The organism is Nocardioides kribbensis (assembly GCF_015070375.1).
Classification (GTDB): domain Bacteria; phylum Actinomycetota; class Actinomycetes; order Propionibacteriales; family Nocardioidaceae; genus Nocardioides; species Nocardioides kribbensis.
Genome location: NZ_JADCLL010000010.1, coordinates 1 through 13,415, shown reverse-complemented (window position 1 = coordinate 13,415; position 13,415 = coordinate 1). Strand labels below are relative to the sequence as shown.

11 protein-coding genes are annotated in these 13,415 nt (G+C 76.4%); 6 read left to right on the top strand and 5 right to left on the bottom strand.

From position 1 onward, the window contains the following. Positions 1–607: 607 nt before the first annotated feature. From eutC to eat, 3 genes are all read right to left on the bottom strand, one after another. The gene (gene eutC / locus IR170_RS18165; RefSeq protein ID WP_193666334.1) at positions 608–1,381 is read right to left on the bottom strand and encodes an ethanolamine ammonia-lyase subunit EutC; all 774 of its coding nucleotides are present in this window, start codon (positions 1,379–1,381) and stop codon (positions 608–610) included. 134 nt (positions 1,382–1,515) lie between these two features. Then, complete coding sequence (locus IR170_RS18160; protein ID WP_193666333.1) at positions 1,516–2,931, bottom strand: ethanolamine ammonia-lyase subunit EutB; 1,416 nt, start codon at positions 2,929–2,931, stop codon at positions 1,516–1,518. After that, on the bottom strand, positions 2,928–4,382 hold the full coding sequence (gene eat, locus IR170_RS18155) for an ethanolamine permease (protein WP_193666332.1): 1,455 nt from the start codon (positions 4,380–4,382) through the stop codon (positions 2,928–2,930). The genes IR170_RS18160 and eat overlap by 4 nt, the downstream gene beginning before the upstream one ends. 277 nt (positions 4,383–4,659) lie before the next feature. Here eat and IR170_RS20105 point away from each other — a divergent pair, with 277 nt between their 5' ends. Beyond that, positions 4,660–4,947 carry an excalibur calcium-binding domain-containing protein gene (locus tag IR170_RS20105; protein ID WP_193666331.1) on the top strand — a complete coding sequence of 96 codons (288 nt, stop codon included), beginning with the start codon at positions 4,660–4,662 and terminating at the stop codon, positions 4,945–4,947. Beyond that, on the top strand, positions 4,944–5,948 hold the full coding sequence (locus tag IR170_RS18145) for a DUF2510 domain-containing protein (RefSeq protein WP_193666330.1): 1,005 nt from the start codon (positions 4,944–4,946) through the stop codon (positions 5,946–5,948). The genes IR170_RS20105 and IR170_RS18145 overlap by 4 nt, the downstream gene beginning before the upstream one ends. 167 nt (positions 5,949–6,115) lie before the next feature. Here the strand turns inward: IR170_RS18145 and IR170_RS18140 are convergent, their stop codons facing one another. Further along, on the bottom strand, positions 6,116–7,405 hold the full coding sequence (locus IR170_RS18140; RefSeq protein WP_319805157.1) for an NADH:flavin oxidoreductase/NADH oxidase family protein: 1,290 nt from the start codon (positions 7,403–7,405) through the stop codon (positions 6,116–6,118). Positions 7,406–7,625: 220 nt separating this feature from the next. On the opposite strand from IR170_RS18140, the gene IR170_RS18135 reads away from it, so the two are divergent. Then, entirely contained in the window at positions 7,626–9,002 is a 1,377-nt protein-coding gene (locus IR170_RS18135; protein WP_193666328.1) for a flavin monoamine oxidase family protein, read from the top strand. Positions 9,003–9,203: 201 nt separating this feature from the next. Further along, positions 9,204–9,947 (top strand): hypothetical protein, encoded by a 744-nt coding sequence (locus tag IR170_RS18130; RefSeq protein WP_193666327.1) that lies wholly within the window; start codon positions 9,204–9,206, stop codon positions 9,945–9,947. A gap of 91 nt (positions 9,948–10,038) precedes the next feature. Here the strand turns inward: IR170_RS18130 and IR170_RS18125 are convergent, their stop codons facing one another. Further along, the gene (locus tag IR170_RS18125; protein WP_193666326.1) at positions 10,039–11,055 is read right to left on the bottom strand and encodes a helix-turn-helix domain-containing protein; all 1,017 of its coding nucleotides are present in this window, start codon (positions 11,053–11,055) and stop codon (positions 10,039–10,041) included. A gap of 120 nt (positions 11,056–11,175) precedes the next feature. On the opposite strand from IR170_RS18125, the gene IR170_RS18120 reads away from it, so the two are divergent. Continuing rightward, the gene (locus tag IR170_RS18120) at positions 11,176–12,129 is read left to right on the top strand and encodes a hypothetical protein (protein ID WP_193666325.1); all 954 of its coding nucleotides are present in this window, start codon (positions 11,176–11,178) and stop codon (positions 12,127–12,129) included. Between the two features lie 121 nt (positions 12,130–12,250). Further along, positions 12,251–13,415 (top strand): GAF domain-containing protein (locus IR170_RS18115; RefSeq protein WP_227489586.1); only part of this gene is annotated, 1,165 nt, incomplete at its 3' end.

Here is a 13,415-nt window from a genome sequence, read left to right as displayed (position 1 = left end):
CAGGCCGGTGACGCGAACCAGCGGTCCGGCCGACCCGGCGACCGGACAGCGCGGCTGGCTCACCGGCCGGACCGCCTCGTGGCCGACCACCCACTCCACCACTCCCCCGCCCCGTGGGGCTCACCCGCAGGGCGGAGGGCCGGCGCGGCGGGCCGCACCCGGGGCAGGGCGTCGTAGCCGAACGGGCGCACCACCGCCGCCGCGCCCCGTCGTCCCGGGCGCGGCCCGGGGCAGGGCGGGTCCGCACGGGAGCACGTGCCGCCGGCGAGCACTGTGCCCGTTCGGCTACGCCGCCCACCCGCCGCCGGACGTCATGCGTCCCGTGGATGCGCATCCACCCTCCGCATGACGTCCCACCCTGGCCCCGCGCGCCCGCCCCGGGACGTCATACGCCCCGTGGATGCGCATCCACCCTCCGCATGACGTCCACCCCGGGCCCCGGCCCCGACCCGACCCGGCGCGCCCGCCGTACGCCGCGATCCGCCGGCTCGAGGACCGCCCTCGGCCGAGCCTGTCGGCCCGGACCCGCACCTGTCGGCCCGTGCGCCGGCCGACAGGTGCGGGTGTCACCAGCCGGCCGGTGAAACCCGCGCAGCCCGACCCCCGGTCAGTCGGCGGCCAGCTCGGGGGCGAGCGAGGAGTCCTTGAGGCGCACGCCGGAGGCGCCGAGCTCGCGGGCGCCGCGCACGAGACCGGCCACGACGGCGGCGGCCCGCTCGTAGGAGAGTCCGTCGGGCGGGTGCACGTTGGAGACGCAGTTGCGCTCGGCGTCGCTGCGGCCGGGGCGGGGGTGGTGGGTGAGGTAGATCCCGAGGCTGTCGGCCACCGAGAGGCCCGGGCGCTCGCCGATCACCACGAGGAGGGTCTCGACACCGAGGGCCTCACCGACGTGGTCGGCCAGGGCGACGCGGGCCTGGGTGGCGATCACCGGCGGCGCGATCGTGCAGTCGTCGCCGAGGGCGGCGCGCAGGGCGGCCACGATCGCGGCGAGGAGGCCGGGGCCGTGGTCGACCAGGGCGCGCGGGGAGAGCCCGTCGGCCAGCACGATGCCGACCTGGGCCTCACCCCCGGCACCGACGCCGGCCCCACCCCAAGCCAGCCCCGCGAGGTCGGCGGGCTGACGGCCGAGGTCGGGCCGTCGCAGGTACTCCGCGCGCGAGGTCGCCCTGCTGGTGACCCGCAGCGGCTCGCCGAGCCCGACCGCGGCCACCGCGGGCGCCAGCACGTCGACGTCGAGCGGCTCGTGCACGGCGTCGCGCGCCGCGGCGTGGGCGGCCTGGAACTCCAGCACCCGCCGGGTGGGCAGTGCGTCGCCGGCGCGGCCGAGACCGATGCGGGCCTGGGTCGTCGTACGCAGCGACGACCACAGGTCGCCCACCACGGCCGGGTCGACCCCACCCTCCGGCGCACCGACACCCTCCGCGGCGGATGCCGTACGCCCGCTCCCCCCGCCCGCTCCAGCGGCCCCGGTCGTCCCGGCCGTCCCGCTCACCCCGGTCACCGCGCTCACCCCGGTCACCGTGCGGTCAGCTCGCGCAGCGGCGAGGCGTCGAGGTCGGTGGGCAGGATCCGGCCGGCGTCGCCGAGCATGCCGAGCCCGTCGAGCCACGCCTCGAACTCCGGCGCGGGCCGCAACCCCTGCACCTGGCGCAGGTAGAGAACGTCGTGGAAGGACAGGCTCTGGTAGCCCAGCATCACGTCGTCGGCGCCGGGCACGGCGATCACGAACGACGCCCCCGCGGTGCCCAGCAGGGTCAGCAGGGTGTCCATGTCGTCCTGGTCGGCCTCGGCGTGGTTGGTGTAGCAGACGTCGACGCCCATCGGCAGGCCGAGCAGCTTGCCGCAGAAGTGGTCCTCGAGCCCGGCGCGCACGATCTGCTTGCCGTCGTAGAGGTACTCCGGGCCGATGAAGCCGACCACGGTGTTGACCAGCAGCGGGTCGAGCATCCGGCACACGGCGTAGGCCCGGGCCTCGAGCGTCTGCTGGTCGACCGGGCGCCCGCCGACGCCGAGGTGGGCGCCGGCGCTGAGCGCGGAGCCCTGCCCGGTCTCGAGGTACATCACGTTGTCGCCGACCGTGCCGCGGCGCAGCGAGCGCCCGGCCTCGTTGCCCTCGCGCAGCAGGTCGAGGGTGACCCCGAAGCCGGCGTTGGCGCCCTCGGTGCCGGCCACGGACTGGAAGACCAGGTCGACCGGCGCGCCGCGCTCGACCAGCTCGATGGTGGTCGTGACGTGCGAGAGCACGCAGGACTGGGTCGGGATCTCGTAGCGCTGGCGGATGTCGTCGAGCAGGTGCAGCAGGGTCGCGGTGGCCTCGGGCGAGTCGGTCGCGGGGTTGATCCCGATCACCGCGTCGCCGCAGCCCAGCAGCAGCCCGTCGAGGGTGGCGGCGGCGATGCCGCGCGGGTCGTCGGTGGGGTGGTTGGGCTGCAGGCGGGTGGCCAGGCGTCCCGGCAGCCCGATCGTGGTGCGGAAGGCCGAGGTCACCCGCGCCGCGCGACCCACCGCGATGAGGTCCTGGTTGCGCATGATCTTGCTGACCGCGGCCACCATCTCCGGGGTCAGCCCCGGCGCGAGCGCGGCGAGCACCGCGGCGGCGTCGGGGCGGGTGCAGGTCTGCAGCAGCCAGTCACGCAGTCCGCCGACGGTCAGGTGCGAGACCGGGGCGTAGGCGGCGCGGTCGTGCCCGTCGAGGATCAGCCGGGTGACCTCGTCGGAGTCGTAGGGCACCAGCTCCTCGGTGAGGAAGGTGTCGAGCGCGACGTCGGCCAGCGCCCACGCGGCCGCCGCGCGCTGCTCGTCGGACTCCGCCGCGCAGCCGGCCAGCTGGTCGCCCGAGCGCACCGGGGTCGCCTTGGCCATCAGGTCCACCAGCCCATCGAAGGCGTACGTCGTGCCGCCGAGGTGCTGGCTGTAGCGGGGGCCGGTCACCGCACCGACGCCTCCGCCTCGGCGAGCGCCGCGAACTCCTCGTCGGGCGAGCCGGCCACCAGGTGGTGGCGGCTGTAGAGGCCGAAGTAGGCCATGAACGCCACGAAGACGCCCAGGCACGACAGCGCGGCGACGGTGTCGACGAGGAAGGTGGCGACCACGGCGAGGGCGGCCACGACCAGGGCGAAGCCGGTGGTCACCGCACCGCCGGGGGTGCGGTAGGGCCGCGGCATGTCGGGCTCGCGGCGGCGCAGCACGACGTGGCTGGTCATCATCAGCACGTAGGACAGCGCGGCCCCGAAGACGGCCATGTTGAGCAGCACGGCCCCCTGGCCGGTGAAGGTCAGCGCGAAGCCGATGACACCGGGCACGACGAGCGCGAGGAGCGGCGCCTTGCGCCGGGTCGTGATCGACAGCACCCGCGGCAGGTAGCCGGCGCGCGAGAGCGCGAAGAGCTGGCGGGAGTAGGCGTAGATGATGGAGAAGAAGCTGGCGACCAGACCGGCGAGGCCGATGTAGTTGACCGTCGTGGCCGCGGCCCCGGAGCCGAGCGCCTCCACCAAGGGGTTGCCCGAGCCCTTCATCGCGTCGGCGCCCCCGGCGCCGGTGACCAGCAGCAGCATCGCGGCCGCGCTGACCAGCAGCAGCGCCATCGCGGCGATGATCCCGCGGGGCACGTTGCGCTCGGGCTCGGCCGCCTCCTCCGCGGCCAGCGGCACCCCCTCGATGGCGAGGAAGAACCAGATCGCGTAGGGCACCGCCGCCCACACCCCGAGCACCCCGAAGGGCAGGAAGGCCGAGGAGCCGGCTGCGTCGGTGGGGGCGATGTCGGTGAGGTTGTCGAGGTCGAAGAGCGGCACCGCCGCGACCGCGAAGACCACCAGCCCGAGCACGGCCACCGCGGTGATCACGAACATCACCTTCAGCGCCTCGCCCACCCCGGCCAGGTGCACCCCGATGAAGAGCGCGTACGCCGCGAGGTAGACCCACCAGCCGTCGGTGATGCCGAACAGGCCGAGCGACTCGACGTAGGCCCCGATGAAGGTGGCGATGGCCGCGGGCGCGATGGCGTACTCGATGAGGATCGCGGTGCCCGTCGCGAAGCCGCCCCAGGGTCCGAGCGCGCGGCGGGCGAAGGTGTAGCCGCCGCCGGCGGCGGGCAGCGCCGAGGACAGCTCGGCCATGCCGAGCACGAGGGCGAGGTACATCGCCGCGATCAGCACCGTGGCGATGAGCAGGCCGCCGAAGCCGCCCTGCTCGAGGCCGAAGTTCCACCCCGAGTAGTCACCGGAGATGACGTAGCTGACGCCGAGGCCCGCCAGCAGCACCCACCCCGCCGAGCCCGAGCGCAGGCTCCGCTTGGCGAGGTACTCCGCGTCTGCGCCTCCCGGGTCACCGGGCGGCGCAGCCGTGGACGTCGCGGCGGCAGGGGTGGTGAGACGTTCCGACATGGCGGACCAACCTTCGACGGGGTGCTGCTCGGTCTAGTGGGTCCGGCGACGCTAGGTCAAGGGTGTGACGGCCCTGCTCCGCCCGCGTTGCGACCACGTGACGCGCGCGTCGGGCTCGCGTGCGACCCCCGCGACGGAGCCGGGTGGCCCGTCCGGCACCGCCGCCCAGGCCCGACCGTGCGCAGCGCATGGCCCGACCGTGCGCCGCGCATGGCCCGTCCGGGTGGTCCTGGCCCGATCGCGCACGACGTCGACCGCATCTCTTTACCTTCGGGGCATGACCTTCGCCCCCCGCATCGCCGCCGTCGCCCTCGCCCTCGGCGTCGCCGCCTCCCCCGCCCTCACCTCGGTGAGCGCCGACGCGCACACCACCGGCATCCACGACAACTGCACGAACCTGCAGAAGCAGTGGAAGCACGGGGTGGGTCGCAGCAACGCCGTGGACAAGACCTCGGGCAAGAAGGTCACGAACTTCTACCGCAACACCAAGGCCTACAACACCGCGGTCGCGCACAACGGCACCCTCGACGCCGACAAGGACGGCATCGCCTGCGAGAAGGCGTGAGCACGCCCGGGCCGGGGTGGCACCAGGACCCGGGTCGCCCGGCCGGGCACCTGAGGTACTGGGACGGCCGACGCTGGACCGAGGCCGTCGCCACCCCGCCGTCCGCGGCCGCCGGGCGCCCCGTGCCGTACGCCGCACCGCAGCCGCGACCCGCCCCACCCGGTGCGCCGCGCGGTCCGGTGCGCTGGGCCGCGCAGCACCGGCGGCTCACCGCGGCAGCGGCCGTGGTCGCCCTCGTGGCCCTCGCCGGAGCGGTCGGCGCCGAGGACGACCGCCCGGTCGAGACCACGTCGGCCGACCCGGTCGCCACCGCCCCCGGACCGACCGACCCGGCCACGGCACCCCCGCCGACGCCGTCCGACGCCGTCGAGCCCGCCGCCGACGCGAGCACCGACCCCGCCGCGACCGGCGCCGGGTCGGGCAGGGCCACACCGGCGCAGCGTCCGCCGCGCACCTACCTCGTCACCCGGATCATCGACGGCGACACCCTCGAGCTGGGCAACGACACCACGGTGCGCCTGGTGGGTGTCGACACCCCCGAGGTCGGCGAGTGCGGCTCGGAGAGGGCCACCGCGCTGCTCGGCCGGCTGGTGCTGGGCGAGCGGGTGGTCCTGCGCCGCAGCGACGAGGACCGGGACCGCTACGGGCGTCTGCTGCGCTACGTCGACCTCACCTCGGGCCCGCGCCCCGACGCCGGGATGCGCCTGATCGACGCGGGTCTCGCCGTCGCGCGCTACGACTCGCGCGACGGCTACGGCGCGCACCCCCGCGAGCGGTCCTACGTCGCCGCCGACCGCGCCGCCCGCGACCTCACCTGCCGTACGCCGGCGCCGGTGCGCGCGCCGGCCGCGGCCCCGGCGTCGTGCGCCGCGGGCTACTCGCCGTGCCTCCCGCTCTTCCCGCCCGACGTCGACTGCGCCGACGTCAACGGGCCGGTGCGGGTGACCGGACCCGACCCGCACGGCCTGGACGCCGACGGCGACGGCACCGCCTGCGAGTAGGGCAGGCGGGTCCGCCACGGAGCCGGACGGGCACACCGCCCCGACCCGCGCCGGGCCTGGCCGGGTCGTCGCGTCCCTGCGGGCGGCGCACGGCCGGCGCGCGCCCACCCGCGGGACAGTGCCCGTCCGGCTCCGCGGGCCCGGTGCTCGGGCCGAGCCGGGCCCGGTCAGAGCCCCCGGCGGGTCGAGCGGATGCTGTCGCGGCCGTTGCGGGCGAGGTACTGCGCCACGTTGAGGGCGGGGTGGCGGTCGGGGGCGGGGTCGCGGCCGTCGGCCATGCGCCACATCTGCACGGAGTAGTGGACCAGCTCGGTGAGGTTGTCGAGGGTCCTGATGCCACTGCGGCGCGGGCGCACCTGGCTGCTGGTGACGCTGCCGTCGAGCAGGCCGGCGGGGGCGTGGGGCTCGACCGTGAGCGGGCGCCCCAGCCCGACGACGTCGACCGCGCCGCTGGCGACGGCCTCGCTCATCGCGCCCAGGGTGCGGAAGCCGCCGGTGAGCATGAGCGGCAGGTCGGGCACCTCGCGGCGCACGCGCTCGGCGAAGTCGACGAAGTAGGCCTCCCGGCGCCGCGTGCTCTCCTTCAGGCTCGAGTCGACACCGAGCATGGCCGCGCTGGAGTAGGTGCCACCGGAGACCTCCAGCAGGTCGACGCCCTCGTCGGCGAGCACGCGCGCGACCTCCAGGGAGTCGTCCTCGCCGAAGCCGCCGCGCTGGAAGTCGGCGGAGTTCAGCTTCACCGACAGCGACCGGTGCTCCCCGATCTCGGCGCGCACCGCGCGCACCACCTCGACCAGGAACCGGCGCCGACCCTCGGCGTCGCCGCCCCAGCGGTCCTCGCGGCGGTTGGTCACCGGGGAGAGGAACTGGCTGATGAGGTAGCCGTGGGCGGCGTGCACCTGCACCCCGTCGAAGCCTGCGCGGCACACGATGCCGGCGGTGCGCGCGAAGCGGGCCACCAGGTCGACCACCTCGTCGTCGGTGAGCGCGCGCGGGGTGGCGAAGAGGCCGCCGGTGCCGGGCACGGCGATCGCCGAGGGGGCGACGGGCCGGGGGGTCAGCGTGCGCGGCGCCTGGCGCCCGGGGTGGTTGAGCTGCACCCACACCCGCGCGCCGCCGGCCTTGGCCGCGCTCGCCCAAGCGCGCAGGTCCGCGAGGTCGCGCTCGTCCTCGACCGCGACGTTGCCGGCCTCGCCGAGGGCGGTGCGGTCGACCATGACGTTGCCGGTGACGATGAGCCCGGTGCCGTTGTCGGCCCAGCGCTCGTAGAGCCGTCGGATCCGGCTGCCGGGCGAGAGATCGCGGCGACCGAGCCCCTCGCTCAGGGCGGCCTTGGCCAGCCGGTTGGGCAGCGGGTCGCCGTGGGCCAGCGCGAAGGGCCGGGCGAGCAGGGCGCGCTGCTCCTCCGGGGACGGGCCGGCGTCGGGCGTCGGCGGGGTCGGCGAGGCGGCGGTCACCGCAGCATCCTCGCCCGACCCGCGGCCCGCGCGCAGCCGACGTGACGCGCGACACGTCCGCCCGTCAGCACCGGGCGATCTTGCCGATTCCGTCGTACGGCGGGGCCCTCGGCTACGATTACCGCAGTCCGGACCCCGATCGGACACCATGATCCGCAGCGCCACCTCACGTGGACGACCTCGCACCGACCACCTCGCACCAGCCTCCTGGAGAGACCGCATGACGACCACGCCCGACCCGCAGTCCGCGACGAGCGCGCCCGACCGCGACGTGGTGGTCGTCGGCGCCGGACCGGCGGGGCTGATGACCGCCCGCACGCTGCAGGCGGCCGGGCTGAGCGTGGCCGTGCTCGAGGCCCGCGAGCGGGTCGGCGGGCGCACGTGGAGCGACGTCGTCGACGGCGCCTTCCTCGAGCTGGGCGGGCAGTGGGTCTCCCCCGACCAGACCGCCCTGCTGGGGCTGCTCGACGAGCTCGGCCTGTCGACCTTCCCGCGCTACCGCGAGGGCCGCTCGCTCTACCGCACCGCCGAGGGGGAGACCGTGGCCTACGAGGGCGACACCATGCCGGTCGGCGACGCGACCGCGGCCGAGATGGAGCGGCTCACCGCGCTGCTCGACGACCTGGCCGCCGAGATCGGCTGCCGCGAGCCGTGGGCCTCCCCGCGCGCCCGCGAGCTCGACCGGATCTCCTTCCACCACTGGCTGCGCGAGCAGTCCGGCGACGAGGTGGCCTGCGACAACATCGGGCTCTTCATCGCCGGCGGCATGCTCACCAAGCCCGCGCACGCCTTCTCCGCGCTCCAGGCCGTGCTGATGGCGGCCTCGGCAGGGTCGTTCTCCCACCTGCTCGACGACGGCTTCATCCTCGACCGGCGCGTGGTGGGCGGCATGCAGTCGGTGAGCGAGGCCATGGCCGCCGACCTCGAGGTGCACCTCGAGACCCCCGTGCGCACCATCCGCACCCACGCGGCCGGCGTGACCGTCGAGTCCGACCGGACCACCCTCACCGCCCGTCGCGTCGTCGTCGCGGTGCCGCCGAACCTCTACACCCGCATCAGCTTCGACCCGCCCCTCCCGCGTCGCCAGCACCAGATGCACCAGCACCTCTCGCTGGGCCTCGTCATCAAGGTGCACGCCGTCTACGACCGCCCGTTCTGGCGCGAGCAGGGCCTGTCGGGCACCTGCTTCGGCCCGAGCTCGCTGGTGCAGGAGGTCTACGACAACACCAACCACGACGACCCCCGCGGCACGCTGGTCGGCTTCGTCTCCGACGAGAAGGCCGACGCCCTGCTCGAGCTCGACGACGACGCGCGGCGCGCGGCCGTGCTCGGGTCGATCGCGGAGTACCTCGGGCCCGACGCCCTGGCCCCCGAGGTCTACGCCGAGTCCGACTGGGCCAGCGAGGAGTGGACCAGGGGCGCGTACGCCGCGTCCTTCGACCTCGGTGGGCTCTCGCGCTGGGGCCGCCACCAGACCGCGCCCGTGGGGCGCATCCACTGGGCCTGCTCCGACACCGCCGCCGAGGGCTACCAGCACGTCGACGGGGCGCTGCGCCGCGGGGCGGCCGCCGCCCGGGAGGTCCTCGACGCCGGCTGACCGCCCCGACCGGCGGCGGGGTCGTCGACCGCCCAGCGGCCGCGGGCGGCGGGGCGCGGTGCGCCGTACGGCTCGCTCTCGGCGCCGTACGGCGGGTCAGCACCCGGCTGGCCCGGCCGATCGGATCTGCGAGCCGAGGGTCCCCCCGCCCTCCCGCCCGACCCCGCGTCGCGGCGCCCCCTTCCCCTCTCGGAGACCGTCATGACCCTCGACACCCTCGCGAGCACGCCCACGAGCCCCTCGTGCGTCGCCGGCGCGCCGACCAGACCGGGTCGCGGGCACGCGGCCCGGCCGACGCCGCACGGTCGGCGCCGCCCCGAGGACTCCGGCGCGGCCGGCGCGGGCTGGCTCCTCGCCGCGGCCGGCACGTCGTCGGCGGTGGTCACCCTGCTGACCACCGCGGCCGCGCAGCCGGCGCTGGCGGGCGCCGCCACCCCGGCCACCGCCGCCGCCACGACCGGCGCCGTCGCCCTGCTGGCCGGCGGAGCGGGCGCCCACCTCGCCCGCGACCACGCGCGGTCGGCGTCGGCCCACCGCCTGCTGCGTCGCTCCGGGCGCAGCGCGGCCGCCGCCGCGGTGACCGCCGCGGTCGCGCTCTGCCTCGGACCCACGGCCCCGGTGCCCCACGTCGTGGCGGGCGCCGTGGTCTGGGCCCTGCTCGGCTGGACCGCGTCGTGCCTACTCGCGGCCCACCGCGCGCAGGGGCCCTCGCGCCGGAGGCGGCGTCTCGTGACCGCCGGCCTGCTGGCCGGTGCCGTCGGCCCGCTCGCGAGCGGGGTCCTCGCCGCCCACCTCACCGCCGCGGCCGCCGGACCCGGCGCCGCCGCCCACGGGGCGCAGGTGGCGACGCTCCTCGTCGTGCCGCTGTCGCTCTGCCTCGCCGCGCTCGGCGCCTCCGGCGAGGCCGCTCGCCGCGGCCGCAGGACCGGCTCGGTCCGGCGCTGAGGCCCGGCGGCCCACCCTCGGCCACCACCCCCCGCGCCACCCTCGGCCCCGCCCCACCCCGGTCACCAGCGGACGGTCGGAGGGCAGGCGCTCAGTAGAGGCCGGGGCGCCCGTAGTTGCGCTCGAGGCGCCGCAGCGCGAAGGCCAGGTCGAGCCGGAGCCGGCCGGCCGGCTCGGTCACCGACCAGCCGAGCTCGCGCTCCAGGCCCTTGACCTGGCGCTGGAGCGTCGAGTGGTGCACGGGGATCCGCTCGGCGGCCGAGCGGATCGTCGTGGTCTCGGAGATCGCGGTCAGGGCCCGGCCGGCGGGGCTGTCGGGGGCGCCGACGGCGTCGAGGGCGACGACGTCGCGGCTGCGCATGGCCCCGGCCACGAAACCGGCGGCCAGGGCGAGCAGCCCGCTGCCGACCTCCTCGGCGCGGACCCAGCGCTCGCCCGGGTCGTCGGCCTCGCCGGTCGCGGTGAGCCGCAGGGCCATCCGGGCCTCGTTCCAGGCGCTCGGCAGCTCGGAGGCCGGCCGCACGCGCGACACCCCGCCCTGCGACCACGCCGGCGGCTCGACGAGGGAGGGCCGCGGTCCCGGCACGGCGTAGAGCACGACCGGCGTCTCGGGGCGCAGGCGCAGGCGCAGCAGGGCGTCGCGCCGGTCCTCGGGCCCGGCGTCGGCGTCGACCGCCACGGCCAGCGCGGCGTGGACGGTGTCGGCCGGGGCGACCTCACTGCGCCGCTGCTCGAGCAGCGGGCCGAGGATGCGGGCTGCCCGCGCCATCACGACGGAGGCGAGCAGGTCGTCGTGCTCGCCACGGCGCAGCAGGAAGCCCGCACCACGGGCCAGCGGGGCCAGCGGGTGCTCGGGGCCGGGGGTGTGTCGCCCGGCGCCCACCGGGATCACGTCGACCCGGCGCGCGCTCGCCCGCAGCCACAGGCCGCGGGCCGGCGCGTGGAGCTCGACCTCGGAGCCGACGAGAGCGGCGACGGTGCGCAGGCACTCGTCGACGCCGCTGACCCCGCTCCAGGCGCTGTCGAGGTCCTCCAGCGCGCGCAGCGCCTCGGCGGCCTCCTGGTCGACGTCGGCGATGCGCTCCACGAGTCGCGTCAGCGCGTCCATGCACCACCTCCGTGATCGCCCGAGAAGTCCACGTCGATGGCGCGACGCGTCGGTGACGCTACACAGCGCTGTTTGACGTATCACCTAGCTCCCGATGTCACGCCGGTAAAGTTGAGGTCGATGAGTCCCGCGGTCGCTCCCCCGTCGTTCCCCGAGTCCCTGTCGGCCGCCATCGCCGCCCGGGGCGTCACCCTGCGTGAGCTCGTCGACTCCCTCGGTGTGCGCGGGCACTCCGTCAGCCTCTCGACCCTGTCGTCGTGGCGCAGCGGACGGCGTCGACCCGACGGCGCGGCCTCGCGGGAGGTCGTCGAGGCCCTCGAGGACGTGCTCGACCTGGCCGAGTCGACGCTCTCGAGCCTGCTGGGGCCCAGTCGCCGCCCGGGCCCGCGCGACACCACGCCCTACAGCGTCGGCGGGGAGGAGGGCACCACGGAGGCCCTGCGCGCCCTGGGCATGAGCGACCCGCACGCCCTGGTGGAGAGCAGCTCGCACGTCGTGCTCGACGTCGACCTCACCGGCCGCGTGACCCGCCTGACGGTTCGCGCGGCCTGGCTGGCGCGCACGCCGGGTGCCCACCACGCGCCGTACTTCGTCGCCGTCGACACCCCCGCCGCCTCCTCCTCCTCCTCGACCGCGGAGGCCGCCGTCGCGACCCCCCACACCGCCGACGCCACCGACGGCGTGGCCCCGGCCCTGGAGCCCCCGACGATCCGCGCGGTCGCCGGCTGCACCATCGGGGCCACCCACCACCGCGCCGACACCGGACTCTTCGCCGCGGAGCTGCGCCTGCACCGGCCGCTGGAGACCAACGAGACCGTGATCACCGAGATCGAGCTCGGCGGCATGCTCGGCGGTCCCGACGAGCCCGGGTGGGACCTCATGGTCACCCGTCGCCAGCGGGTGCTGGCGCTCTGGGTCCGCTTCGACCCCCGGCGGGTGCCGCGCACCATCCACGCGATCACCCACGACGCGCGCGGCAGCGTGCGACGCCGCGTGGCCGCGATCGGGCCCGAGGCCCACCTGCTCCAGCCCGGCTTCGGCCCCGGCACCGCCGGGCTGCGCTGGGAGTGGTGAGCACGCCGTACGGCGGGTGACTCCCGCCACCCGGCGGCTCGGACCGGGCCCCCCGGGTGCCGACCGGTCTGGTGACCGGCTGCACCAGCGGGTCTTCCCCCACCCGCCCGGAGGCCCCCGCATGAGCCAGCTCGCTCCCGACCGCCCGCACTCACCCGAGGGCGACGAGCCCAGCCCCGTGCCGCGGCTCCAGGCACCGCTCACCGCGCCCCTCGCCGACCTGCCGTCCGGCGCCACCGCCCCCACCCGCGACGAGCCGACGGGCGACCAGCTGCTCGCCGCCCTGCCGACGCCGGCCGTCGTGGTCGACGCCGCCGGCACGGTGCGCCACGCCAACGACCTGGCCGACCTGGCCTGGCGGATGACCGCCAGCCCCGGCAGCGAAGACTCCGTCGTCGACCTGCCGCTGGCGCGGCTGCTGCCCCTGGAGCCCGGCACCCTCACGCCCGGGCCCGCCGACCGCGGCCCGCGCCGGCTCCGGGTCTCCCACGTGGGTCGCGACCTCGACGTGGTCGTCACCCTGGTCCGCGAGGGCGCCCACCCCCTGCAGCTGGTCACCCTCACCGACGTCACCGACGCCGTCGCCACCGAGCGGGTCCGCGAGGCCGACACCCGCGACCGCGCCGCGGTCCACCGCGTGGAGGCCGGGGTCGCCGCCGCCACGACCGAGCTGGAGGCCGCCCGCACCGCGATCGAGCGGGTGCGCGAGGAGTTCGGGTGGGCCTACGGGTCCTACTGGCGCATCGACGAGGCCGACCGCACGCTGAAGTTCACCCTCGAGTCGGGCGACGCCGGACCGGAGTTCCGCGAGGTCACCAGGCGCTCCTCCTTCGCCGAGGGCGTGGGCCTGTCGGGGCGGGCCTGGCGCAGCCGCGACCTGTTCTTCACCCCCGACCTGGGCGAGATGACCGACTGCGTGCGCGCCCCCGTCGCCCAGCGGGTCGGGGTGAAGTCGGGGGTCTGCTTCCCGATCGTGGTCGACGGCGACGTCGTCGGCACCATGGACTTCTTCGCCACCGAGACCCTCTCACCCTCACCCCAGCGCCTCGAGGCGCTGCGCAACGTCGGGCGTCTCGTCTCCGCCGCGCTGGAGCGGATCGCTCGCGACGACGCCGAGAAGGCCGCCGCGGCCGACCTCGCCGAGAAGGTCGAGCAGGTCCTCGAGGTCGTGCGCGCCGCCTCCGCCGGCGACCTGACCCGCGAGGTCACCCTCACCGGCACCGACGCCATCGGCCAGCTCGCCGCCGGCCTCTCCACCCTGCTCACCGCCCAACGCGACTCCATGA